21 protein-coding genes are annotated in these 23,568 nt (G+C 59.2%); 14 read left to right on the forward strand and 7 right to left on the reverse strand.

What is annotated here, in order from left to right; translation table 11 throughout:
- Positions 1-40: 40 nt before the first annotated feature.
- Positions 41-2,437 carry a PAS domain-containing sensor histidine kinase gene (locus BMY54_RS28525; RefSeq protein ID WP_093441907.1) on the reverse strand — a complete coding sequence of 799 codons (2,397 nt, stop codon included), beginning with the start codon at positions 2,435-2,437 and terminating at the stop codon, positions 41-43.
- 73 nt (positions 2,438-2,510) lie between these two features.
- On the opposite strand from BMY54_RS28525, the gene BMY54_RS28530 reads away from it, so the two are divergent.
- Complete coding sequence (locus BMY54_RS28530) at positions 2,511-3,494, forward strand: alpha/beta hydrolase family protein (RefSeq protein WP_093441912.1); 984 nt, start codon at positions 2,511-2,513, stop codon at positions 3,492-3,494.
- Positions 3,495-3,620: 126 nt separating this feature from the next.
- Here the strand turns inward: BMY54_RS28530 and BMY54_RS28535 are convergent, their stop codons facing one another.
- From BMY54_RS28535 to BMY54_RS28545, 3 genes are read right to left on the reverse strand one after another with little or no spacing between them, the layout of a single operon-like run.
- Complete coding sequence (locus BMY54_RS28535; protein WP_093441918.1) at positions 3,621-4,388, reverse strand: TerB family tellurite resistance protein; 768 nt, start codon at positions 4,386-4,388, stop codon at positions 3,621-3,623.
- 1 nt (position 4,389) lies between these two features.
- Positions 4,390-5,061 carry an N-acetylmuramate alpha-1-phosphate uridylyltransferase MurU gene (gene murU, locus BMY54_RS28540; RefSeq protein WP_093441923.1) on the reverse strand — a complete coding sequence of 224 codons (672 nt, stop codon included), beginning with the start codon at positions 5,059-5,061 and terminating at the stop codon, positions 4,390-4,392.
- Positions 5,058-6,077: an aminoglycoside phosphotransferase family protein gene (locus BMY54_RS28545; RefSeq protein WP_093441926.1), complete on the reverse strand. Its 1,020-nt coding sequence runs from the start codon at positions 6,075-6,077 to the stop codon at positions 5,058-5,060. Before BMY54_RS28545 ends, murU begins: the two co-directional genes overlap by 4 nt.
- A 130-nt stretch (positions 6,078-6,207) precedes the next feature.
- Here BMY54_RS28545 and BMY54_RS28550 point away from each other — a divergent pair, with 130 nt between their 5' ends.
- From BMY54_RS28550 to BMY54_RS28600, 11 genes are all read left to right on the forward strand, one after another.
- The gene (locus BMY54_RS28550; protein WP_093441930.1) at positions 6,208-9,024 is read left to right on the forward strand and encodes an LPS-assembly protein LptD; all 2,817 of its coding nucleotides are present in this window, start codon (positions 6,208-6,210) and stop codon (positions 9,022-9,024) included.
- Positions 9,005-10,321 carry a peptidylprolyl isomerase SurA gene (surA, locus tag BMY54_RS28555; protein ID WP_139213452.1) on the forward strand — a complete coding sequence of 439 codons (1,317 nt, stop codon included), beginning with the start codon at positions 9,005-9,007 and terminating at the stop codon, positions 10,319-10,321. The genes BMY54_RS28550 and surA overlap by 20 nt, the downstream gene beginning before the upstream one ends.
- Positions 10,318-11,307: a 4-hydroxythreonine-4-phosphate dehydrogenase PdxA gene (pdxA, locus tag BMY54_RS28560; protein WP_093441935.1), complete on the forward strand. Its 990-nt coding sequence runs from the start codon at positions 10,318-10,320 to the stop codon at positions 11,305-11,307. Before surA ends, pdxA begins: the two co-directional genes overlap by 4 nt.
- On the forward strand, positions 11,304-12,122 hold the full coding sequence (gene rsmA / locus BMY54_RS28565; RefSeq protein ID WP_093441939.1) for a 16S rRNA (adenine(1518)-N(6)/adenine(1519)-N(6))-dimethyltransferase RsmA: 819 nt from the start codon (positions 11,304-11,306) through the stop codon (positions 12,120-12,122). The genes pdxA and rsmA overlap by 4 nt, the downstream gene beginning before the upstream one ends.
- Before the next feature lie 113 nt (positions 12,123-12,235).
- Positions 12,236-12,616 carry a Co2+/Mg2+ efflux protein ApaG gene (gene apaG, locus BMY54_RS28570; RefSeq protein WP_093441944.1) on the forward strand — a complete coding sequence of 127 codons (381 nt, stop codon included), beginning with the start codon at positions 12,236-12,238 and terminating at the stop codon, positions 12,614-12,616.
- Positions 12,616-13,497 (forward strand): symmetrical bis(5'-nucleosyl)-tetraphosphatase, encoded by an 882-nt coding sequence (locus BMY54_RS28575; RefSeq protein WP_093441948.1) that lies wholly within the window; start codon positions 12,616-12,618, stop codon positions 13,495-13,497. The genes apaG and BMY54_RS28575 overlap by 1 nt, the downstream gene beginning before the upstream one ends.
- A gap of 33 nt (positions 13,498-13,530) precedes the next feature.
- Positions 13,531-13,860 (forward strand): thiosulfate sulfurtransferase GlpE, encoded by a 330-nt coding sequence (gene glpE, locus BMY54_RS28580; RefSeq protein ID WP_093441952.1) that lies wholly within the window; start codon positions 13,531-13,533, stop codon positions 13,858-13,860.
- A gap of 297 nt (positions 13,861-14,157) precedes the next feature.
- Positions 14,158-16,080 (forward strand): PrkA family serine protein kinase, encoded by a 1,923-nt coding sequence (locus BMY54_RS28585; RefSeq protein WP_007910115.1) that lies wholly within the window; start codon positions 14,158-14,160, stop codon positions 16,078-16,080.
- Between the two features lie 121 nt (positions 16,081-16,201).
- A complete protein-coding gene (locus tag BMY54_RS28590; RefSeq protein WP_007910114.1) occupies positions 16,202-17,473 on the forward strand; it encodes a YeaH/YhbH family protein in 1,272 nt (423 codons plus the stop codon).
- Complete coding sequence (locus BMY54_RS28595; RefSeq protein WP_093441957.1) at positions 17,470-19,032, forward strand: SpoVR family protein; 1,563 nt, start codon at positions 17,470-17,472, stop codon at positions 19,030-19,032. The genes BMY54_RS28590 and BMY54_RS28595 overlap by 4 nt, the downstream gene beginning before the upstream one ends.
- Before the next feature lie 63 nt (positions 19,033-19,095).
- Entirely contained in the window at positions 19,096-20,325 is a 1,230-nt protein-coding gene (locus tag BMY54_RS28600; RefSeq protein ID WP_093441962.1) for a multifunctional CCA addition/repair protein, read from the forward strand.
- Between the two features lie 96 nt (positions 20,326-20,421).
- Here BMY54_RS28600 and folK read toward each other — a convergent pair whose 3' ends face one another.
- The gene (gene folK, locus BMY54_RS28605; protein ID WP_093441967.1) at positions 20,422-20,940 is read right to left on the reverse strand and encodes a 2-amino-4-hydroxy-6-hydroxymethyldihydropteridine diphosphokinase; all 519 of its coding nucleotides are present in this window, start codon (positions 20,938-20,940) and stop codon (positions 20,422-20,424) included.
- A complete protein-coding gene (gene folB / locus BMY54_RS28610; protein WP_064390789.1) occupies positions 20,931-21,287 on the reverse strand; it encodes a dihydroneopterin aldolase in 357 nt (118 codons plus the stop codon). Before folB ends, folK begins: the two co-directional genes overlap by 10 nt.
- 74 nt (positions 21,288-21,361) lie before the next feature.
- On the opposite strand from folB, the gene plsY reads away from it, so the two are divergent.
- A complete protein-coding gene (gene plsY / locus BMY54_RS28615) occupies positions 21,362-21,931 on the forward strand; it encodes a glycerol-3-phosphate 1-O-acyltransferase PlsY (protein ID WP_093441972.1) in 570 nt (189 codons plus the stop codon).
- A 23-nt stretch (positions 21,932-21,954) separates the two neighbouring features.
- Here the strand turns inward: plsY and tsaD are convergent, their stop codons facing one another.
- Entirely contained in the window at positions 21,955-22,980 is a 1,026-nt protein-coding gene (tsaD, locus tag BMY54_RS28620; RefSeq protein WP_093441977.1) for a tRNA (adenosine(37)-N6)-threonylcarbamoyltransferase complex transferase subunit TsaD, read from the reverse strand.
- A 199-nt stretch (positions 22,981-23,179) separates the two neighbouring features.
- Between tsaD and rpsU the strand changes: the two genes are divergently transcribed.
- A complete protein-coding gene (rpsU, locus tag BMY54_RS28625; protein ID WP_002551877.1) occupies positions 23,180-23,395 on the forward strand; it encodes a 30S ribosomal protein S21 in 216 nt (71 codons plus the stop codon).
- The last annotated feature ends 173 nt before the right edge of the window (positions 23,396-23,568 follow it).

The raw sequence follows: 23,568 nt of genomic DNA on the forward strand, positions 1-23,568 counted from the left end.
AGCCTGCTCGCGATAGCGTCAGCCCAAACACCACAAATTTTCAAACCTCACTCACCGGCACCCGCACCACCAGACTGGTGCCCTCCCCCGGCTCACTCTCCAGCGTCAACCTCCCGCCCATGATCAGCACCCGTTCGCGCATGCCCACCAGACCAAACGAAGTCGGCCGACCGCCAGCGGGGGCAAATCCTACGCCATCATCACTGACCGTCAGGCACAATTCGTCGCCCTCCAGTGCCAGCGTCAGTTCCACAGTATGCGCCTGGGCATGGCGCATCACATTGGTCAGCGCCTCCTGCAAGATCCGGAACAGGCCAATCGCCTTGGCATCACTGAGCGCCGGCAGATTGTCCGGCACCTGCACCAGACACGGAATCTGCGTACGCGCCTCGAAGCGCCGCGCCTGCCACTCGATTGCCGACGCAATCCCGGCATCGAGAATCGGTGGTCGCAGCGCCGTCGCCACATCACGCACCAATTGAAATAACTGGGCGATCAGGCGCTTCATGCTGTTCAACCGTTCGTTCAGACCGGGATCGAGTTGCGCGTAGGCCAGTTCGCACATCGATGTTTCCAGTTTCAGCACCGTCAACATCTGCCCCAATTCGTCGTGAACCTCGCGGGCAATTCGCGCCTTCTCTTCTTCACGCACGCTTTCAAGGTGCGCCGACAGTTCGCGCAGTTGCTCGCGGGAGGCCGCCAGTTCCAGCTCGATACGCTTGCTCTCGCTGATGTCCCAGACGATACCGTCCCAGACATACGCGCCGTCCTCCAGTTGCCGGGTGATCGCTTTGATCTCGGCCCAGCGCTGCTCGCCCTGGCGCGTGAGGATCCGGCCCTGCCATGACCAGTCACTGTCGGTGTCCAGCGCCTGATCCTGAGTGCAGTGATAACTCGCCTTATCGTCGGGATGCACCAGGCTGCGCAGGCCCATGTCGCGATGGGCAATGGCGGCCGGGGCATAGCCGACCAGACTTTCGCTGCCCTCGCTGATATAGGCAAAGTCGATCTGCCCGGTCACCGGCGCCCGCTCCAGACGGAACACCAGCCCCGGCACATTCGCCGCAATGCCTTGCAGTCGCGCCTCGCTTTCCTGCAACGCCGCCAGAGCCCGGCGGCGCTCGGTGACATCGGTGAGGTAAACCACCAGGTATTCGCTGTCGCGAAAGCGCAGGAAACTCAGCGACACGTCCGCGGGCAAAACACTGCCGTCGGCGCGCACGCAACTGGTTTCGAAACTCAGCGGCCCTTCTTCGCTGGCCCGCGCGCGCTTCCACAGATTGAGCCAGCGATCCATGTGCAGCCCCGGCTCGAAGTCGATCAGGGGACGCTCGATCAACCCGCCTGAGGGGTAACCGAGCATGTTTTCCGCCGCGCGATTGGCGTAGCGCACATGGCTGTCCCAGTTGACCCAGAGGATGCCGACGGTGCTTTGATCGATGGAGAACTGCGTCAACCGCAGCGCTTCTTCGCTGGCCGCGCGCAAGGCGATGTCTTCCCGGGCGGCCAGCAATCGCTGCTCCAGGCTGTGCTGTTGGCGGCGCTGCCAGAACACGATCGCGACACAACTGAGCAGCATCACCGCAAATAACAGACTGAGGTTCTGCCAGAAGCCGGGCGACTCCGACAGTCGCGGGTATTTCGGTTGCAGCCATTGGTTGTGCAGTTGCTCCAGATCTTTGGCCGGAATCGCGCGCAAAGCACTTTGCACAATACCGGCCAGCTCCGGCCAATCACGGCGCGAACCGACTCGCAGCAGTTGCGGCAGGCCGATATCGCCGACCACCACCAGCTCGGCGAACTCCGGCTCTACCGACAACCGCCCGAGTTGTGCCTCGTCGACCACGGCGTAGGCAGCCTGCTGCGTCAACAGCAACTGCAAGGCTTGACGCTCCAGCGGCACGCCTTGCAGGTTCAGGTGTGGATAGTTGCCGCGCAGGTAATCGGCAGTACTGCTGGGCATGCGCACGGCGACGCGGACCTGGCTGTCGAGTTTCTCCAGATCGATCACGCCACTGGCCTTCTGATCACTGACCACCAGTTGCGGCACGCGCATGTAGGGATCGGAGAACTGCCACAGACGCAACGCACTCGGGGTTTGACTCAGGCCCGGAGCGATATCGATCTCGCCCTCGCGCACGGCGGTTTCCAGTTGTGCGAGATCCTGAAAGTTACGCCAGCTCAGTTCGACATTGAGCGTCTTGGCCAACAACTTCATCAGTTCGACATTGGCCCCGGACAGCCGCTGCAAACGCCGGTCGTATTGCGCATACGGTGCTTGCAGGACCAGACCGACGCGCAGTTCATTGTGCTGCGCCAGCCATTGCTGCTGGCCCGCCGACAATTGCGCAACGTGGGCCGGGGGCGCAGGCGCCGCCCAGCCCATCAAGGGAAACCACAAACAGCCGATAACCCACAGGCAGCAAAATCGCTTCATTGAAGTCTCATACACTGACAAATTCTGACCAACCCATTAGGCTGCCGGGATACTTTCTGGCCTGGAATAACCGATGCCCTCTGTTTACCGCCTGGCAATGCCAGCATTGTGCCTGTCGCTGATCCTGCCCTGTGCGTTTTCCGTCAACGCCGCCGACCCCACTCCTGCGGCGGAAAAACCGGCAGAAGAAAAACCGGCCGAACGCCAGCCACTGCTAGAGCGTAGTCAGGAAGAGGCCGCCGCACTGGAACGTAAAGTCCCGGCGCAAGAACAGCAACAATTGCAGGCCGGCAGCGACAGCTTCCTCGCCCTGTGGAAACCGGCCAACACCGCCGAGCCCAAAGGCGCGGTGATCATCATCCCTGGCGCCGGCGAAACCGCTGACTGGCCGCAGGCAATCGGCCCATTGCGGCGCAAACTGCCGGATGCAAAATGGAGCAGCCTGAGTATCACCCTGCCCGACCTGCAAAGCGACGCCATCGCACCGCGCGTGGTTGAAGCGCCGGTTGCGCCGAAAGCACCGGAGTCGGGTAGCAAGGACTCCACCACCGCGCAGCCAATTGAACAAGCCGCTGGCGGTGAAGCCGAAGTGGCGGATCAAGTGGTCGCCGAAACCACTGAAGAACAATCCAAGGCTGACGCCGAACGCATCTTCGCGCGCATCGACGCCGCGATTGCCTACGCCGAACAGCAGAGCGCACGCAGCATTGTCGTGCTCGGACACGGCACTGGCGCCTATTGGGCCGCGCGATACCTGGGCGAGAAACAAACCGCGCAGGTAGAGAAGTTCGTCATGGTCGATGCGCAGATGCCAGCCAAGGCCAAACCGCCACTGGCCGAGCTGACGCCAACGCTGAAGCTGCCGACCGCAGATATTTTCTACATGGACAAGCCGCTGGATCGCAACGCCGCGCTGGAGCGCATGCAGGCGAGCAAGCGTTTGAAGACTTCGGCGTTCAGCCAAGTGGCGCTCAGAGCCTTGCCAGACAGCAAGGCTGAGCAGGAACAGTTGTTCCGCCGGGTGCGTGGCTGGTTGAATCCGCAGAACATGGACTGACCGAATAAGACCGAGTCGCCCGCATTCGCGAGCAAGCTCGCTCCCACAATGGATTGTGTGCACAGATCCAATGTGGGAGCGAGCCTGCTCGCGAAGGTGCCATCACCGCCAACACAGCTCTAACGACTAGCGAAAATCCCGCCGCTCACGAATCAACGTGTAAGCATTGTGCAGCTCCCGGGTTCTATCAGTCGCTTCACGCACCTGCGCTGGCGTCGCCCCCGTTCCGGCAATCTTGTCCGGATGATGACGACTGAGCAGGCGCCGATAGGCCCGTTTGATCTGCGCCGGTTCACTGGAGGCCGACACGCCCAATAAACGCATCGCCTCCTGATAGCTCACTGCAGCACTGACGATCGGACGCTTGCCCGGTTCGTAATCACTGGCCAGCGCCTGCACCTGATGCGTTGTCCAGCCCAGCCATTTGCCCCACTGCGCCAACAATTCACGCTCGCTGACGCCAGCACGACCATCGGCCCAGACCATCCGCCAGCACGCACGCAAGACACCCTCGGCCGCATGGGGCTGCGCGCTCAAGCGCCGCAGATAACCGCGCAGATTGTCATTTTCAGACTTGCCACGGTTGAATGCCGCGATGGCGCGGCGCGTTGCCGGCTCACTCATCTCCAGCGCACGCATCTCGTTGCGCGCCTGCTGGATATGCCCGTCGGTAACCCGACCATCACTCTTGGCCAGACGCCCGAGCAACACAAACAACAGTTCGTCGTTGCGCAGCATCGGCCGACCGCCGAGTTTTTCCCGCAAGTGTCCCCAGCTCTGCAAGTGCAGACGCCGATCCAGCGCCTGCCCCAACAATGCCCCAAGCATGGCCCCCGGAATGCTGGCGATTGCAAAACCCGCTCCGGCTCCAATCAGAGTCCCTGGCCACAACATGTCAGCGACTCGCTTCTATCAATGTTTCAGCTTCAGCCAGACGCTCATGCGTACCGACATCGACCCAGTGCCCTTTCAGGCGCTCGCCACTCACTTCGCCAGCCGCCATGGCTTTGCGCAGCAGCGGTGCCAGCTTGAACGCGCCGTCGACGCAGCCATCGAACAGTTGCGGATGCAGCACAGCGATGCCGCTGTAGGTCAGGGTTGCAGCATCAGGCTGGCCATCGATCACCTGGCCGTCGGCCAACGTGAAATCACCGTTCGGGTGATGCGTCGGGTTGTCCGCAAGGACCAGATGCGCGAGTCCGTTGATCGGCTGGTGCAGGACGCTGAAGTCATAATCGGTCCAGATATCACCGTTGACCACCAGGAACGCATCATCGCCAAGCATCGGCAGCGCCCGGAAAATCCCGCCGCCGGTTTCCAGTGGCTCGCCTTCGGGCGAGTACTGAATGCTCACACCAAATCGCGAACCGTCACCCAGATAATCCTCGATCTGCTGACCGAGCCAGGCGTGGTTGATCACGATCTCGTTGAATCCTGCGGCCGCGAGGGCGCGCAGGTGATATTCGATCAAGGGAACACCGCCGGCACGCACCAGTGGTTTCGGCGTGGTCAGGGTCAGCGGACGCATGCGCTCGCCTTTGCCTGCCGCCAGAATCATTGCCTTCATGCTGTTGCTCCACTCCGCAGGCTGGTGAACAGCGCTTGCAGTTCGGCCAATTCAGGACGTCGCGCAATCACCGCTTCTATATAGGAGAAGAAACGTGGCACGTCGGCCAGATAACGCGGCTTGCCGTCACGGTGGCAGATGCGCGCGAAGATGCCGATAACTTTCAAATGGCGCTGCACGCCCATCAGATCGCTGGCGCGCAGGAAGTCTTCGAAGTCCGGCTGCACTGGAATGTTCAGCGCCGAAGCTTGCTGCCAGTAATTTTCCAGCCAGCCACGCACGCGCTCTTCAGGCCAACTGAGGAAAGCGTCCTTGAACAGGCAGGTCACGTCGTAGGTCACCGGGCCATAAACCGCATCCTGGAAATCCAGCACGCCGGGATTCGGTTCGCTGAGCATCAGGTTGCGTGGCATGTAGTCGCGGTGTACCAGCACTTTGGGTTGAGCGAGTGCGCTGTCGATCAGCAGATCACTAACCTGCTGCCACTGCTGTTGCTGAGTCGAATCAAATTCGACACCGAGTTCACGCTTCACATACCACTCGGGGAACAGTTCCAGCTCACGGCGCAGCAAGGCAACGTCGTAGCTCGGCAACGGTGCAACCATCGGCAATTGCTGAAAAGCCAGCAGCGCTTGCAGGGCATCGGCGAACAATGCGTCGGCATTTTCGCCATCGATCACGTCGAGATAGGTCTGGTTGCCCAGGTCATTGAGCAAAAGAAATCCGCGCTCGAGGTCCTCGGCATAAATTTTCGGCACATTTATTCCGGATTTCGCCAGCAAAAAAGCGATATCCACGAACGGTTTGCAGTTTTCCTGGGGCGGCGGTGCGTCCATCACGACGAAGCTGCGCCCCTCGCCTTCCCAGCGGAAGTAACGGCGGAAACTCGCGTCGCTGCTGGCCGCAGTCAACGTGGCCGGGGGCACGGTGCCCCAGCCCTGATCTGCAAACAGGATTGCCAACTGCTCATCGAGCCAAACTTTCAGGTGTTGCAAGCGTACATCTTGGTCAGGCATTGCAAGGGTCTCCGACGGCGCTAGCCGTCAAGCGGGTCATGCTTTATTATCCAGCATCTTTTTCAGACCATCGAGAGGCGTGCGGCCCACACCGCGGGCAGATGGCACGCAGGAAGCCCGGACTAATAAGATGGCATTGAAATCCCCCGCGTTTCGTAAAAAATTTCCGTTGTTGGTAACCGGCAGTCTGCTGGCTATGCAACCTCTGGCCAGTCAATTCGTTGTTGCCGCCGAGCAGTATGACTGCTCCGTCTCGGCTTCGGGTGGTTGGGCCTGTGCGCCCAAATCAACCGCTGCTGCGTTGCCGCCGCGTCCGGTGCATGACGGCAGTGCCGTCAGTGCTACGGGCGAAGCGGCGACCGAGAACGGTTCGGCTGCCGACACAGCGCCTAAAACGGCGCTGGTCACCGAAGCCAAGGGCCGCGGTTTGAAATCCCGTAGCGAAGACTTCAGTCACCTCGACTGGGTTCCGCGCGAGAAGCTCACCGCCGCTCAATTGGCCGAGACCGGGCCTTACTGCTCTGGTGCCTACATCGAACCGATTCGTCCTGGCATGAATGACAAGACGAACAAAAGCGATGCTCCGACCTTTATCGGCGCAAAAGCCTCGCGCTATAACACCGATGATCAAGTCGGTACGCTGGCCGGTGATGTTGTCCTGCGTCAGGGCAGCATGCAGGTCGAATCCGACGAGGCCAGCCTGTATCAGGCCGAGAGCCGCGCCGAACTCAATGGCGATGTACGTATCCGCGACAACGGCGCGCTGATCGTCGGCGACCACGCCGATGTGCAACTCGACACCGGTGAAGCCAAGGTCGACAACGCCGAATACGTGATGCACAAATCGCGCATCCGCGGTAACGCGCTGTACGCCAAGCGTGCCGAAAACGCGATCATCCGCTTGAAGGACGGCACGTACACCACGTGCGAACCGAACAGCAACGCCTGGCAGCTCAAGGGCAACAACATCACCTTGAACCCGGCCACCGGCTTCGGTACCGCGACCAACGTGACGTTGCGCGTTAAAGACATTCCGATTCTGTACACGCCGTACATCTACTTCCCGATCGACGACCGTCGCCAGTCGGGCTTCCTGCCGCCGACCATTGGCAGCGGCAGCGATACCGGCTTCATGCTGGTCACCCCGTACTACTTCAACCTGGCGCCGAACTATGACGCCACGTTGTACCCGCGCTACATGAGCAAGCGCGGCATGTTGGTGGAAGGCGAATTCCGTTACCTGACCAAGTCGAGTGAAGGTCAGTTTGGTGCGGCGTATCTGAACGATGACGATACCGAGCGCAGCAAGCAGACCGACTACGAAAAAACCCGTTACATGTACAACTGGCAGCACAAGGGCGGTCTCGACTCCCGCGTGCTCACCGAAGTCGACTACACCAAGATCAGCGATCCTTATTACTTCCAGGATCTGCAGACTGATCAGATTGGCGTGAAAAGCAGTGACTACGTGAACCAGCAGGGCGCGATCACTTACCGTGGCGACAGCTACACCGCCCGCCTGAATGCGCAGCAGTACCAGTTGGCAACCGTTTCCAACATCACGCCGTATGGCCGTCTGCCGCAGATCACCTTCAATGGTCAGCTGCCGTATCACCCGGAAGGTCTGAACTTCGACTACGAGACCGAGCTTGTCCGGTTTGATCGTGATCTGAAAACCGGCACTTTCACTCAGGAAGACGGTATTACGACAGAGTCTAGACTGGACAACAACGTTCAAGGCCTTGCACGCGCTAACGGCGACCGTCTGAACCTGAAGCCTGGTGTCAGTCTGCCAATGAACTGGACTTATGGCTTCCTGAAGCCGTCGCTCAAGTACCAGTACACCCAGTATCAATTGGATCTGGACGGTACCGGCAAATCCCAAATCGTTGATCAGCAAAATGCCGCAGCTGCGGCAGGTACTGATTACGTAGGCGGCAAGTTCGGCAGTAACCAGAACCGTGGCGTACCAATTGCCAGCATCGACAGCGGTCTGTACTTCGACCGCAATACGTCTTTCTTCGGCAAGAACTACCGTCAGACACTGGAACCGCGACTGTTCTACCTCTATGTACCTGAGGAGAATCAGGAAGATATTCCAGTATTCGACACCAGCGAATACACCTTCAACTACGCCTCGCTATTCCGCGACAACCGTTTCTCCGGCTCCGACCGTGTCGGCGACGAGAACAAGCTGTCGCTGGGCGTGACCAGCCGCTGGATCGAAGACGACGGTTTCGAACGTCAACGCATCAGTGTCGGCCAGGCTCTGTACTTCAAGGATCGCGAAGTTCAACTGCCAGGTATCGACGCCAAAACCCGTGACGATGCGAAGTCCAACGTTTCGCCATATGCACTGGAATACGAATACCGCTGGAACCGCGACTGGCGCACCACGGCCGACTACAACTGGGATCCGGACAGCCGCAGCCCACGTTCCGGCAGCGCGATGTTCCACTACCAGCCTGAAGACAACCCGAACAAGGTTATCAACGCCGGCTATCGCTATCGCAATGACCAGGTTCGTTACGACCAGAACACCGGTAAATGGTCGGTGGGCGGTGGTGACTACGGCACCCCTGGCCAGCCTGGCTACGTGAAGGACTACTACAAGATCCAGCAGCATGACTTCTCGGTCATCTGGCCGATCGTTCCGCAGTGGAACGCGATCAGCCGCTGGCAGTATGACTACAACCGTAACCGTACCCTGGAAGCCTTCGGTGGTTTCGAGTACGACAACTGCTGCTGGAAACTGCGCCTGATCAACCGTTACTGGGTTTCCTATGACGAGTTCAGCCAGGAAGCTCCGCAAAACGAAAAAGGCGACCATGGCGTCTTCCTCCAAATTGTTCTGAAGGGACTCGGCGGCCTCACTGGCGCCAAGGTAGAGAGCTTCCTCGACAAAGGCATTCAAGGTTATCGTGAACGTGAAGACCAAGCTTTCTGATTGTCTGCGCCCGCTGATGCTGGGCGCGCTGTTCCTGGGTACTGCGGCGAACGCCGCAGTTCAATCCATCGACAAAGTGGTAGCGATCGTCGACAACGATGTGGTCATGCAGAGCCAACTGGACCAGCGCGTCCACGAAGTGCAGCAGACCATCGCCAAGCGTGGTGGCGGCCTGCCGCCTCCTGGCGTACTGGATCAACAGGTGCTTGAGCGCCTGATCGTCGAAAACCTGCAACTGCAGATCGGCGAACGCTCCGGCATCCGTATCACCGATGAAGAACTGAACCAGGCGGTCGGCACCATTGCCCAGCGCAATAACATGTCGGTTGAGCAGTTCCGTGCTGCTCTGGCTCGCGACGGCCTGTCCTACGACGACGCCCGTGACCAGATCAAACGCGAGATGATCATCAGCCGCGTGCGTCAGCGTCGCGTGGCAGAACGCATCCAGGTTTCCGAGCAGGAAGTGAAGAACTTCCTCGCTTCCGACCTGGGCAAAATGCAACTGTCCGAAGAGCTGCACCTGGCCAACATCCTGATCCCGACGCCGGAAAGCGCCAACTCTGAAGCGATTCAGAACGCTGCCCGTCAGGCCATGGAGGTTTACCAGCAACTCAAGCAAGGCGCTGACTTCGGCCAGATGGCCGTTGCCAAGTCCGGCAGCGACAACGCACTGGAAGGCGGCGACATGGGCTGGCGTAAAGCCGCGCAACTGCCTCCGCCGTTCGACCGCGAGTTGAGCAGCATGGCTGTTGGCGACATCACGCAACCTGCACGCACGCCGGGTGGTTTCATCATCCTCAAGCTGCTGGCAAAACGTGGTGGCGAAGCGCAGATGCGCGATGAAGTGCATGTACGTCACATTCTGGTTAAGCCGAGCCCGATTCGCGATGAAGCGAAGACCAAGGCACTGGTTCAATCCTTGTACGAGCGCATTCTGGCCGGTGAAGATTTTGCCACTCTGGCGAAAAGCTATTCCGAAGACCCGGGTTCGGCGCTCAACGGCGGCGACCTGAACTGGATCGACCCGAACGCACTGGTACCGGAATTCCGCGAAGTGATGGCCAAGACCCCACAAGGTCAGCTGTCCAAGCCATTCCAGACTCAATATGGCTGGCACGTTCTGGAAGTCCTTGGCCGTCGCGCCACTGACAGCACTGAACAGGCCCGCGAGCAGCAAGCCATGACCGTACTGCGTAACCGCAAATACGACGAAGAGCTGCAAACCTGGCTGCGTCAGATCCGTGACGAAGCGTACGTAGAGATCAAACTCCCTGGTGCAGACCAGGCAGCGCAGTGAAACCCAAGCGTTTCGCGCTGACACCCGGCGAACCAGCCGGCATCGGTCCCGACCTGTGCCTGCTGCTCGCCTCGCAAGCCCAGCCACATCCCCTGATTGCCATCACCAGCCGCGACTTGCTCCTTGAGCGGGCCGCGCAGCTGGGGCTGGCCGTCACTTTGCTGGATGTTGCGCCTGATCACTGGCCGGACGCTCCGGCGCCCGCAGGCAGCCTGTATGTCTGGGATACGCCGCTCAGCGCCCCCGTGGTTGCCGGGCAACTGGACAAAGCCAACGCCGCATTCGTCCTCGAGACCTTGACCCGCGCCGGCAATGGCTGCCTGAACGGTGATTTCGCCGGAATGATCACCGCGCCTGTGCACAAAGGCGTGATCAACGAGTCCGGCATCGCCTTTTCCGGGCACACAGAATTCCTCGCCGACCTGACTCATACCGCCCAAGTGGTGATGATGCTCGCCACGCGTGGTTTGCGCGTGGCACTGGTCACCACTCACCTGCCCCTGCGCGAGATTGCCGACGCAATCACACCAGAACGGCTGGAGCGCGTGACGCGGATTCTGCACAGCGACCTGCAACACAAATTCGGCATCGCCCAGCCACGCATCCTGGTCTGCGGACTCAACCCGCACGCCGGTGAAGGCGGCCACCTGGGCCATGAAGAAATCGACATCATTGAACCGACATTAGAGCGCCTGCGCGGCGAGGGCATGGACCTTCGTGGCCCGCTGCCTGCCGACACTCTGTTTACCCCCAAATATCTGGAGCACTGCGACGCAGTGCTGGCGATGTACCACGACCAGGGTTTGCCTGTGCTTAAGTACAAAGGCTTCGGCGCTGCCGTCAACGTGACCCTGGGTCTGCCGATCATCCGCACGTCGGTCGATCACGGCACCGCCCTCGATCTGGCCGGCAGCGGCAAGATCGACACCGGCAGCCTGCAAGTCGCCCTGGAAACCGCCTACCAGATGGCCGAGACCCGTTTATGACCGAGCAATACCAACACAAGGCGCGCAAACGCTTTGGCCAGAACTTCCTGCACGATGCCGGCGTTATCGACCGCATCCTGCGCTCCATCAGCGCCAAGTCTGAAGACCGCCTGCTGGAAATCGGCCCGGGCCAGGGCGCACTGACCGCCGGCCTGCTGTCCTCCGGCGCACAACTCGACGTGGTGGAACTGGACAAGGATCTGATCCCGATCCTCAACCAGCAGTTTGCCGGCAAGGACAACTTCAATCTGCATCAGGGCGATGCACTGAAGTTCGACTTCAACACGCTCAACGCCGCGCCAAACAGCCTGCGTGTGGTTGGCAACCTGCCGTACAACATCTCCACGCCGCTGATTTTTCACCTGCTGAACAATGCCGGCATCATTCGCGACATGCACTTCATGCTGCAGAAAGAAGTGGTCGAGCGTCTGGCAGCAGGTCCTGGCGGTGGTGACTGGGGTCGCCTGTCGATCATGGTTCAGTACCATTGCCGTGTGGAACACCTGTTCAACGTTGGCCCGGGCGCGTTCAACCCGCCGCCGAAGGTCGACTCGGCCATCGTCCGCTTGGTGCCGCACGCCGTACTGCCGCACCCGGCCAAGGATCACAAGCTGCTGGAGCGCGTTGTGCGCGAAGCGTTCAACCAACGCCGCAAGACCTTGCGCAATACTCTCAAGCAACTGCTCAGCAATGCCGAGATTGAAGCCGCCGGCGTCGATGGCAGCTTGCGTCCGGAGCAACTGGATCTGGCCGCGTTCGTACGTCTGGCCGACCAGCTCGCGGTACAAGTCCCGGCCTCCCCCGCCGCCGACTGATAAACGATGAACGCTATCGGGCAGGACGCCACTCTGGTTTACTGCCCGATACTTGCCTAGACTGAATCCCCATCAGCTACGCCCCGCGTTCCGCTTCGTTTAAGGCCTCTTGCATGTCCGATTCCCGTTACCAGGTCGATGTCAGCGTCGTCACCCGCTATCTGGCAGACCAATCGCAACCCGAGCACGACCGCTTCGCCTTCGCCTACACCATCACTGTGCAGAACAATGGCGCCATCCCGGCCAAGCTACTTTCGCGGCACTGGGTGATCACCGACGGTGATGGCCATGTAGAGGAGGTGCGCGGCGCTGGCGTGGTCGGCAAACAACCGTTGATCGAGGCCGGCGAAAGCCACACCTACAGCAGCGGTACAGTGATGACCACCAAGGTCGGCACCATGCAGGGCTCCTACGAAATGGTCGCCGACGATGGCAAACATTTCGACGCCATCATCAAGCCGTTCCGCCTCGCCGTGCCCGGGTCTTTGCACTGATGGCGACGTATGCCGTCGGCGACCTGCAGGGCTGCCTCGAACCGCTGAAATGCCTGCTCAAGCAAGTGGCGTTCGACCCAAAGCTTGATCGACTGTGGCTGGTCGGTGACCTGGTCAACCGTGGCCCGCAATCACTGGAAACCCTGCGTTTTCTGTATGGCATGCGTGAATCGCTGGTCTGCGTGCTCGGTAACCACGACCTGCATTTGCTGGCAGCGGCTAAAAATATCGAGCGTTTGAAAAAGTCCGACACCCTGCGCGAGATTCTCGATGCCCCAGACAGCGCGGAACTGCTGGAATGGGTACGCCAACAAAAGCTCATGCACTACGACGAGCAGCGCGATGTCGCCATGGTTCACGCCGGCATTCCACCGCAATGGTCGCTGAGCCGCGCACTGAAGTGCGCCGCCGAAGTCGAAACGGCCCTGCGAGACGACAACATGCTGCTCGCCTACCTCGACGGCATGTACGGCAACGATCCAGCGAAATGGGACAACGATCTCAAAGGCGTGACTCGTTTGCGCGTCATCACCAACTACTTCACGCGCATGCGCTTCTGCACCGCCGAAGGCAAACTCGACCTCAAGAGCAAGGAAGGCCTCGACACAGCACCCGCCGGATATAAACCGTGGTTTCAGCACAAGGATCGCAAGACCAAAGGCCTGCGCATCATCTTCGGCCACTGGGCGGCACTCGAAGGCAATATCCATGAGCCAGGTATCTCGGCGCTCGACACCGGTTGTGTCTGGGGCGGTAGCCTGACCCTGATGAATGTCGACAGCGGCGAACGGCTGTCGTGCAAATGCGACGAACACGGCGGACTCGCGCCAACTGTCGCACCACTTATCCCCGAAACTTCGCCAGTCAGCGCACCGCGTTAGACTGCGCTTTCAGCCGAGCAACAGGAACCCGCCATGAGCGAATTCAAACGAATCCCCCCGGAACAGGCCCAGGCCCTGCGTGAACAAGGTGCTGTCGTCGTCGACGTGCGCGACCCGGCGACTTTCGCCGCCCTGCACATCAGCGGCTCGAAGCATCTGGACAACCATTCCCTGCACGCTTTCATTCAAGGCGCTGACCTTGATGCGCCGACCGTCGTCGTCTGCTATCACGGCAACTCCAGCCAGGGTGCTGCGGCCTACCTGATCAGCCAAGGCTTCTCCGACGTCTACAGCATGGACGGCGGCTTCGAGCTGTGGCGTACGATTTATCCTGCGGAAACTGCGCAAGGCACCGCCGAATAATTTTTTTGTCACGCGCAGGCCCCGGCTGCCGTGGGCCCGCGCTGGCAGACGAACGGTCTTGCCACAACTAATTACGTATCTCGCCTTTACCTCCCGAATTCCCAACTATCCTTAAGCCCAGGCCATCCAAAACAGGGGAGAGCCGGTACACCGGCGCACGGGTCATCGGGAGTGACTTTCACGATTGTCGATCGTGAAAGTGTTCTGGGGGGTAAACAAACAGCTGCCTAAACGGTTGTTTGCCAGCATCGACTGAGTGATCCGGCGTCGGCTCCACGTATCGAGCGAGGTGACGTCATGAGTATCTTTAGCCACTTCCAACAACGCTTCGAGTCCACACGCCAGGAAGAACTCTCGCTGCAAGAGTACCTGGAGCTGTGCAAAAAAGACCGGAGCGCCTACGTTTCTGCCGCCGAGCGTCTATTACTGGCCATCGGTGAACCGGAACTGCTCGACACCTCGACCAATTCGAGGCTGTCACGCATCTTCTCCAACAAGGTGATCCGTCGCTATCCGGCCTTTGAAGACTTCCACGGGATGGAAGAATGCATCGACCAGATCGTTTCGTATTTCCGCCATGCCGCCCAAGGCCTGGAAGAGAAGAAACAGATCCTTTATCTGCTCGGTCCCGTCGGTGGCGGTAAATCGTCCCTGGCCGAAAAGCTGAAACAGCTGATTGAAAAAGTGCCCTTCTACGCCATCAAGGGCTCGCCAGTATTCGAATCGCCTCTGGGTCTGTTCAACGCCACCGAAGATGGCGCGATCCTCGAGGAAGACTTCGGCATTCCACGGCGCTACCTGAACACCATCATGTCGCCTTGGGCGACCAAGCGCTTGGCCGAATTCGGCGGCGACATCAGCCAGTTCCGCGTGGTCAAACTGTACCCGTCGATCCTCAACCAGATCGCCGTAGCCAAGACCGAACCGGGCGACGAGAACAACCAGGACATCTCCGCACTGGTCGGCAAGGTCGACATCCGCAAACTCGAGGAATACCCACAGAACGACGCCGACGCCTACAGCTACTCCGGTGCGCTGTGCCGTGCCAACCAGGGCCTGATGGAATTCGTCGAAATGTTCAAGGCACCGATCAAGGTGCTGCACCCATTGCTGACCGCGACGCAGGAAGGCAACTACAACAGTACCGAAGGCCTCGGCGCGATTCCGTTCACCGGGATCCTGCTCGCCCACTCCAACGAATCGGAATGGCACACTTTCCGCAACAACAAGAACAACGAAGCGTTCATCGACCGGATCTATATCGTCAAAGTGCCGTACTGCCTGCGCGTCAGTGACGAAGTGAAGATCTACGACAAACTGCTGTTCAACAGCTCCCTGGCCAAAGCGCATTGCGCGCCTGACACCCTGAAGATGCTCGCGCAGTTCACTGTGCTGTCGCGCCTCAAGGAGCCGGAAAACTCCAACATCTATTCGAAGATGCGCGTCTACGACGGCGAAAACCTCAAAGACACCGATCCAAAGGCCAAGTCGATCCAGGAATACCGCGACTCGGCAGGCGTCGACGAAGGCATGAACGGTCTGTCGACCCGGTTTGCCTTCAAGATCCTGTCCAAGGTCTTCAACTTCGATCCGCATGAAATCGCTGCCAACCCGGTGCATCTGCTCTATGTGCTGGAACAGCAGATCGAACAGGAACAATTCCAGGCTGAAACCCGCGAGCGCTACCTGCGCTACCTGAAGGAATATCTGGCGCCGCGTTATATCGAATTCATCGGCAAGGAGATCCAGACCGCGTACCTCGAGTCTTACAGCGAGTACGGCCAGAACATCTTCGACCGCTACGTGCTGTACGCGGACTTCTGGATTCAGGACCAGGAATACCGCGATCCGGAAACCGGCGAGATTCTCAACCGCGTCGCGCTGAACGAAGAACTGGAGAAAATCGAAAAACCGGCCGGCATCAGCAATCCGAAGGATTTCCGCAACGAGATCGTCAACTTCGTACTGCGCGCACGGGCCAACAACAACGGCAAGAACCCGACCTGGCTCAGCTACGAGAAACTGCGGGTGGTCATCGAGAAGAAAATGTTCTCGAACACCGAGGACCTGCTGCCAGTCATCAGCTTCAACGCCAAGGCCAGCAAGGAGGATCAGCAAAAGCACAACGACTTCGTCACTCGAATGGTCGAACGCGGCTACACCGACAAACAGGTACGGCTTCTTTCCGAATGGTACCTACGGGTACGGAAGTCGCAGTGAAGCAGCTGCAAGCTTCTAGCTACGAGCTGCAAGAACAAAGCGCGTAACCCAGTGATGCCCGGGAACCTGCTTTTACTTGCAGCTTGAAGCTCACAACTTGAAGCTGCCCGGAGGGCTTCCTATGAGTTATGTGATCGACCGACGTCTCAATGGCAAGAACAAGAGCACGGTGAACCGTCAGCGCTTCCTGCGGCGTTACCGTGACCACATCAAGAAGGCTGTCGAAGAGGCGGTCAGCCGGCGCTCCATTACCGATATGGAGCACGGTGAACAGATCAGTATTCCCGGTCGCGACATCGACGAACCGGTTCTTCACCACGGCCGCGGCGGCAAGCAGACCGTGGTTCATCCCGGCAACAAGGAATTTACCGCTGGTGAACATATCGCACGGCCACCTGGAGGTGGCGGCGGACGCGGTCCGGGCAAGGCCGGAAACTCCGGCGAGGGCATGGACGAATTCGTCTTCCAGATCACTCAGGAAGAATTCCTCGAATTCATGTTCGAAGACCTCGAACTGCCGAACCTGGTCAAACGCAACCTGAGCGGCACCGACACTTTCAAAACCGTGCGCGCCGGGATCAGCAACGAAGGCAACCCGTCACGGATCAACATCATCCGCACCCTGCGCTCGGCCCACGCACGGCGCATCGCGCTGTCTGGCAGCAGTCGAGCGAAACTGCGTGAAGTCAAAGAAGAACTTGAGCGTCTGAGACGCGAAGAGCCGGACAACTTCGGCGATATTCAGGAACTCGAGGCGGAAATCGAAAAACTCAGCGCGCGCATTCACCGCGTGCCGTTCCTCGATACATTCGACTTGAAGTACAACCTGCTGATCAAGCAGCCCAACCCCAGTTCAAAAGCGGTGATGTTCTGCCTGATGGACGTCTCCGGCTCCATGACCCAGGCGACCAAGGACATCGCCAAACGCTTTTTCATCCTGTTGTACCTGTTCCTGAAACGGAACTACGACAAGATCGATGTCGTGTTCATCCGCCACCACACCAGCGCCCGGGAAGTCGACGAAGAGGAGTTTTTCTATTCACGGGAAACCGGCGGCACCATCGTTTCCAGTGCCCTGAAACTGATGCAGGAGATCATGGCCGAGCGTTACCCGAGCAACGAGTGGAATATCTACGCGGCGCAGGCTTCCGACGGCGACAACTGGAATGATGACTCGCCAATCTGCCGCGACATCCTGATCAACCAGATCATGCCGTTTGTGCAGTACTACACTTATGTGGAGATTACCCCGCGCGAACATCAGGCCTTGTGGTACGAGTACGAACGCATCGCCGAAGCCTTCTCTGACACTTTTGCCCAGCAGCAACTGGTCTCGGCCGGGGATATCTATCCGGTCTTCCGTGAACTCTTCCAGCGCAGGTTAGTGACATGACCGCCAAAGAGCAGAAGCGCCAACCCATTTCCACCGGCTCCGAATGGACGTTCGAGCTGATCCAGACCTATGACCGCGAAATAGCCCGGATCGCGGCCCGCTATGCGCTGGATACCTACCCCAACCAGATTGAAGTGATCACCGCCGAGCAGATGATGGATGCGTATGCCTCGGTGGGCATGCCACTGGGCTACCACCACTGGTCCTACGGCAAACACTTCCTCAGCACGGAAAAGTCGTACAGCCGTGGGCAGATGGGCCTCGCCTACGAAATCGTGATCAACTCTGACCCGTGCATTGCCTATCTGATGGAGGAAAACACCATCTGCATGCAGGCGCTGGTAGTTGCGCATGCCTGTTACGGGCATAACAGTTTCTTCAAGGGCAATTACCTGTTCCGCACCTGGACCGACGCCAGCTCGATCATCGATTACCTGGTGTTTGCCAAGCAGTACATCATGCAGTGCGAGGAGCGTCACGGCATCGATGCAGTAGAAGACCTGCTCGACTCCTGCCATGCGTTGATGAACTACGGCGTCGACCGCTACAAACGTCCTTACCCGATTTCCGCCGAAGAAGAACGGCGTCGGCAGAAGGATCGTGAAGAGCACATGCAAAAGCAGATCAACGATTTGTGGCGCACCATTCCCAAAGGCGCGGATAAATACAGCGACAAGGACAACGCACGCTTCCCGGCCGAGCCGCAGGAAAACATCCTGTACTTCATCGAAAAACACGCGCCGTTACTGGAACCGTGGCAGCGCGAGATCGTGCGGATCGTGCGCAAGATCGCCCAGTACTTCTACCCGCAACGCCAGACCCAAGTGATGAACGAGGGCTGGGCAACATTCTGGCACTACACGCTGATGAACGACCTGTATGACGAAGGGCTGGTTACCGACGGCTTCATGATGGAATTTCTCACCTCGCACACCAGCGTGGTGTTTCAGCCAGGTTTCGATAGCCCTTACTACAACGGCATCAACCCCTACGCGCTGGGTTTCGCCATGTATCGCGACATCCGGCGCATGTGTGAAGAACCTACCGAAGAGGATCGTCACTGGTTCCCGGAAATTGCCGGGAGCGACTGGCTGTCGACCATCAAATTCGCCATGAGCAGCTTCAAGGATGAGAGTTTCATCCTGCAGTATCTGTCGCCCAAGGTGATCCGTGACCTGAAACTGTTCAGCATCATGGATGACGATCAGAAGGACGACTTGTTGGTGCCTGCGATTCACGACGAACCCGGCTACCGGATCATCCGCGAAACACTGGCCGCGCAATACAACCTCGGCAACCGTGAACCGAACGTGCAGATTTACAGCATCGATCGGCGCGGCGACCGCTCACTGACCTTGCGCCACCAGCAGCATGACCGCAAACCGCTGGGAGACTCCACTGACGAGGTGCTTAAACACCTGCATCGCTTGTGGGGCTTCGATATCCATCTGGAAACCCTGCAAGGCGACCAGATCATGAAAACCCACCACGTACCGCCACGCAGTGAACACAGCGAAGGGGATTACGGTCGACTTGACCTTGCCGTCATTCATCTTTGATCCGGTTTCGGCCTCCGAAAGTCTGACGCAAGGGTTATTCTGTCGGGCTAACGGAGGTTTTTTATGCAGATTTTCAAGGTTGGCGGTGCCGTACGTGATCGCTTGCTGGGCAAACCAGTCACCGACATCGATTGGGTCGTGGTCGGTGCCAGCACGGAAGAAATGCTCGCCCAGGGTTATCGCCCGGTTGGCGCGGATTTCCCCGTGTTTCTTCATCCCAAAAGTGGCGAGGAGTACGCCCTCGCCCGCACCGAACGCAAGAGCGGGCGCGGTTATGGCGGTTTCACTTTTCACGCCAGCCCCGAAGTGACGCTTGAAGAAGACCTGATTCGTCGCGACCTGACCATCAACGCCATGGCCGAGGACAATGAGCAAAATCTGACCGATCCCTACCATGGTCAGCGCGATCTTGAAGCCCGGATTCTGCGCCACGTTTCTCCGGCGTTCGCCGAAGATCCCCTCCGTGTATTGCGCGTTGCCCGCTTCGCAGCGCGCTATGCCGGGCTGGGTTTTACTGTCGCACCGGAGACGCTGGAATTGATGCGTCAGCTCAGCGAGTCCGGTGAGCTGGAGGCGTTGACCGCTGAACGTAGCTGGAAAGAAATCTCCCGGGCACTGATGGAAGATCAGCCGCAAGTGTTCATTCAGGTGCTGCGCGACTGCGGCGCACTGAAAGTACTGATGCCAGAAGTCGACGCGCTTTTCGGTGTGCCACAACCGGAAGCGCATCACCCGGAAATCGATACCGGCCTGCACACACTCAGCGTCCTGGAGCAATCAGCGCTGCACAAACAACCGCTGACGGTACGCTGGGCTTGCCTGCTGCACGATCTCGGCAAAGGTCTGACCCCAGAGGAAGAGTGGCCGCGACACATCGCCCATGAGCACACGGGGTTGAAGCTGATCAAAGCGGTCAACGAACGCTTTAAGGCACCAAAGGATTGTCAGGAGTTGGCCTTGTTGGTCGGCAAGTACCACACCCACAGCCACCGGGCGCTGGAGTTGAAGGCCTCGACGCTGCTTGAGCTGTTGCAGAGCTTTGATGTGTATCGCCGACCGCAGCGGTTTGAAGAGTTTATCGCGGCATGCGAAATGGACGCCCGAGGCCGTAAAGGGCTGGAGCAGAGAAGTTATCCACAGGCGGATTATTTGCGCGGTGCGGCGAAGGCTGCGCGAGAGGTTGCGGTGCAGCCGTTACTGGAGAAGGGATTCAAGGGCCCGGAACTGGGCGAAGCGCTGAAACGTGAGCGACTGAAGGCTTTGAAGATCTACAAAGACGCGGCGCCAGCCTGAAAAGCGTCGTCGGATCGCCGCCCGGATCCGGCGCTCCCACAGGGAAATGCATTCCAAAATGTGGGAGCGAGCCTGCTCGCGAAGACGTCAGTCGATTCAACACAAGTCTGAAGGCGTAAGCTGCTGTCCGCGCCACTCAAACCCAACCGGCGCCAGCACCTGATCAATCTGCGCTTCAGCCCACAATATCGCGAAGCTTTTTCCTACACCCGGGTGCACGCGATCCGGCGCAATCAGCGACAGCGGCCACAGCACAAAAGCATTTTTCAGAATCTCCGCGCGCGGCAGAACCAGTCCGTCGAAATTCCCCGCCAGATCACCATACAACAGCACGTCGATATCCAGCGGCAAGCCCTTGCGATCAGGCGCATAGCGACCGTTATCCGCCTCAATGAATTTCAAGCGGCGATCCAGTTCCATCAACGGCAGGTCGGTATACGCCGACACCACGAAATTGAAGAACGGCCCGCTCTTGATGCCCACAGGCGCGCTTTCGAACACCGCCGAACAGCGGACATCCACCAGAAACGTCGCCAAAGCGTCGAGTCCAGCGCGCAAATGAGTTTCGCGCTCGATATTGCTACCGAGCCCGAGGTAGACCTGAGTCAGCGACATCCGCGCTCGATCTCCACACCCACGCCGCCCTTGGCAGCCGGAACGGCGCCGGGTTTGGTCAGCTTCAGGCGCACCCAAGTGATCTTGAATTCGCTCATCAGCACTTCAACCAGACGTTCGGCGAAGGTCTCGACCAGTTGAAACTGCGCTTGCTCGGCAAACGCCTGAATTCGCGTGGACACGCTGGCGTAGTCGAGCGCCAGGGTCAGGTCATCACCGGCGGCGGCCGGGCGATTGTCCCAGGCGAAGCTCAGATCAAGGCGCAGGCACTGGCGGATGCCGCGCTCCCAGTCGTAGGCACCAATCACGGTGTCGACTTCCAGGCCTTCGATAAACACTCTGTCCAAGCACTTCTCTCCGCTGCACGACAAGGGCGCAATGCGCCGTTAGAATCAGGGCGTCCTCGCCCGGAATAGTTAGCATGTTTTGGTTACTGGCGACTCTCGCCTACCTGCTCGGCTCGCTGTCCTTCGCCATTTTGCTCAGCCGCCTGACCGGAAACCCGGATCCGCGAATGAGTGGCTCGGGTAATGCCGGTGCCACCAACATGCTGCGCCTGGCCGGTCGCAAACTGGCGATCCTGACCCTGCTGGGTGATCTGTGCAAAGGCCTGGTGCCGGTGCTGATCGCTTCGACTGCCGGCCTTTCGCTGCAGGATCAGGCGTGGATCGGCGTGTGCGCCGTGATCGGTCACCTGTTCCCGCTGTACTTTCGCTTTCGTGGCGGCAAGGGTGTCGCCACCGCTGCCGGCATGCTGCTGGGCCTGTATCCGCCCGCCGCGCTGCTGGCAGTATGCGCCTGGTTACTGACGTTTTACCTGACCCGCACCAGCTCGCTCGCAGCACTGATTGCAACCCCCTTAACCCTGCCTTTGCTGGCCTGGCAGGAACCGGAAGCGCTGCTGCCGATGAGCGCGCTGACACTGCTGATCGTCTGGCGCCACCGCGGCAATCTACGCGACCTGTTTGCCGGGCGCGAACGGCATTTTTAAATACCGGCCATGAGCGCCACTCATCACAACGCCGACAATTGCTCCATCGGCCAGCGCGCCTGCACGCTGATCGCCAGACTTTCCTGCTGACCGGCCTGCAAACGCTGGCAACCGGCAAAGGCGATCATCGCGCCATTGTCGGTACAGAACTCCGGGCGTGCATAAAACACATCGCCCTTCATGTCGCCGAGCATCTTTTCCAGCGAAACACGCAACGCCTTATTGGCGCTGACGCCGCCCGCAATCACCAGACGCTTCATGCCGGCCTGCTTCAGGGCACGCTTGCACTTGATGGTCAAAGTCTCCACCACGGCCTGCTGGAACGCCAGCGCGATGTCGCAACGGGCTTGCTCGCTGTCGTCCCCGGCGTTGACGCACTGCTGCCAGGCGTTGAGCGCAGAGGTTTTCAGACCACTGAAGCTGAATTGCAGACCCGGGCGATCACACATCGGACGCGGGAAGGTAAAACGTCCTGCGACGCCCTTCTCGGCCAGCTTGGCGATTTCCGGCCCACCCGGATAATTGAGACCCATCATCTTCGCGGTTTTGTCGAATGCCTCACCGGCGGCATCATCCAGCGTCTCGCCGAGCAAACTGTATTGGCCAATGCCATCGACCTGAACCAGCTGCGTATGACCACCGGAGACCAACAAAGCGACGAACGGGAATTCGGGCGGTTTCGGCTCCAGCATCGGCGCCAGCAAGTGGCCTTCCATGTGGTGCACGCCGAGCGCCGGAATGCCCCAGGCAAACGCCAGTGCCTGAGCGCAGGAAGCGCCGACCAGCAATGCGCCAACCAGGCCAGGACCCGCGGTATAGGCGATTGCATCGATCTCGGTCGGTACGCAGTCAGCCTCGGCCAACACCTGACGGATCAAGGGCAGCATGCGTTTGACGTGGTCACGCGAGGCCAGCTCCGGCACCACGCCGCCATAAGCGCGGTGCAGGTCGATCTGGCTGAACAGTGCGTCGGCCAGCAGGCCGCGTTCGCTGTCATATAATGCGACGCCGGTTTCGTCGCAGGAGGTTTCTAATCCCAGTACTAGCATGGGTTTGCGCCTTGTTTAGGCTGAATTCGAAGGCGCGCATAATAGTCGCCGCGTGATGCCCCGACCAGCGGTTTTCGATCAGAGGCTTTGCATTCCGAGCGATGAGGGGTTAACATCCGCAACCCTTAAAAACCGACGTCTTCAAGTGCTCTTTTGCCGCGAGGATGTTGACCCCGGTAATGAATGAAGGTAGCTCTGGATGCCAGCCGTCAAAGTTAAAGAGAACGAACCCTTCGACGTAGCTCTGCGTCGTTTCAAGCGCTCCTGCGAAAAAGCCGGTGTACTGGCTGAAGTTCGTAGCCGCGAATTTTACGAGAAGCCAACTTCTGAGCGTAAGCGCAAAGCAGCAGCCGCTGTTAAGCGTCACGCCAAGAAAGTTCAGCGCGAACAGCGCCGCGCCGTTCGTCTGTACTAATACACAGACGTTCGTAGCAAGCTTCTTGCCTAAGCCCGGCTCTCAGCCGGGCTAATGGCATTTGCGTAAAACGCTTGATGCTTCACCGTCGAAGCCGCACACGCGACCAAGACGAATCTGCTTCACACGTCAGACCTGGCTCTTTTGCCAGCGGTGCACGTCTTTTCTGACGA

It is taken from the genome of Pseudomonas sp. ok266 (assembly GCF_900110195.1).
In the GTDB taxonomy this organism is placed as follows: Bacteria; Pseudomonadota; Gammaproteobacteria; order Pseudomonadales; family Pseudomonadaceae; genus Aquipseudomonas; species Aquipseudomonas neuropathica.

Bases quoted from the DNA above. Each gene is read 5' to 3' on its own strand.
- BMY54_RS28525 (WP_093441907.1), bottom strand. From the start codon at position 2,437: ATGAAGCGATTTTGCTGCCTGTGGGTTATCGGCTGTTTGTGGTTTCCC.
- BMY54_RS28530 (WP_093441912.1), top strand. From the start codon at position 2,511: ATGCCCTCTGTTTACCGCCTGGCAATGCCAGCATTGTGCCTGTCGCTG.
- BMY54_RS28535 (WP_093441918.1), bottom strand. From the start codon at position 4,388: ATGTTGTGGCCAGGGACTCTGATTGGAGCCGGAGCGGGTTTTGCAATC.
- murU (WP_093441923.1), bottom strand. From the start codon at position 5,061: ATGAAGGCAATGATTCTGGCGGCAGGCAAAGGCGAGCGCATGCGTCCG.
- BMY54_RS28545 (WP_093441926.1), bottom strand. From the start codon at position 6,077: ATGCCTGACCAAGATGTACGCTTGCAACACCTGAAAGTTTGGCTCGAT.
- BMY54_RS28550 (WP_093441930.1), top strand. From the start codon at position 6,208: ATGGCATTGAAATCCCCCGCGTTTCGTAAAAAATTTCCGTTGTTGGTA.
- rsmA (WP_093441939.1), top strand. From the start codon at position 11,304: ATGACCGAGCAATACCAACACAAGGCGCGCAAACGCTTTGGCCAGAAC.
- apaG (WP_093441944.1), top strand. From the start codon at position 12,236: ATGTCCGATTCCCGTTACCAGGTCGATGTCAGCGTCGTCACCCGCTAT.
- BMY54_RS28575 (WP_093441948.1), top strand. From the start codon at position 12,616: ATGGCGACGTATGCCGTCGGCGACCTGCAGGGCTGCCTCGAACCGCTG.
- glpE (WP_093441952.1), top strand. From the start codon at position 13,531: ATGAGCGAATTCAAACGAATCCCCCCGGAACAGGCCCAGGCCCTGCGT.
- BMY54_RS28585 (WP_007910115.1), top strand. From the start codon at position 14,158: ATGAGTATCTTTAGCCACTTCCAACAACGCTTCGAGTCCACACGCCAG.
- BMY54_RS28590 (WP_007910114.1), top strand. From the start codon at position 16,202: ATGAGTTATGTGATCGACCGACGTCTCAATGGCAAGAACAAGAGCACG.
- BMY54_RS28595 (WP_093441957.1), top strand. From the start codon at position 17,470: ATGACCGCCAAAGAGCAGAAGCGCCAACCCATTTCCACCGGCTCCGAA.
- BMY54_RS28600 (WP_093441962.1), top strand. From the start codon at position 19,096: ATGCAGATTTTCAAGGTTGGCGGTGCCGTACGTGATCGCTTGCTGGGC.
- folK (WP_093441967.1), bottom strand. From the start codon at position 20,940: ATGTCGCTGACTCAGGTCTACCTCGGGCTCGGTAGCAATATCGAGCGC.
- plsY (WP_093441972.1), top strand. From the start codon at position 21,362: ATGTTTTGGTTACTGGCGACTCTCGCCTACCTGCTCGGCTCGCTGTCC.
- tsaD (WP_093441977.1), bottom strand. From the start codon at position 22,980: ATGCTAGTACTGGGATTAGAAACCTCCTGCGACGAAACCGGCGTCGCA.
- rpsU (WP_002551877.1), top strand. From the start codon at position 23,180: ATGCCAGCCGTCAAAGTTAAAGAGAACGAACCCTTCGACGTAGCTCTG.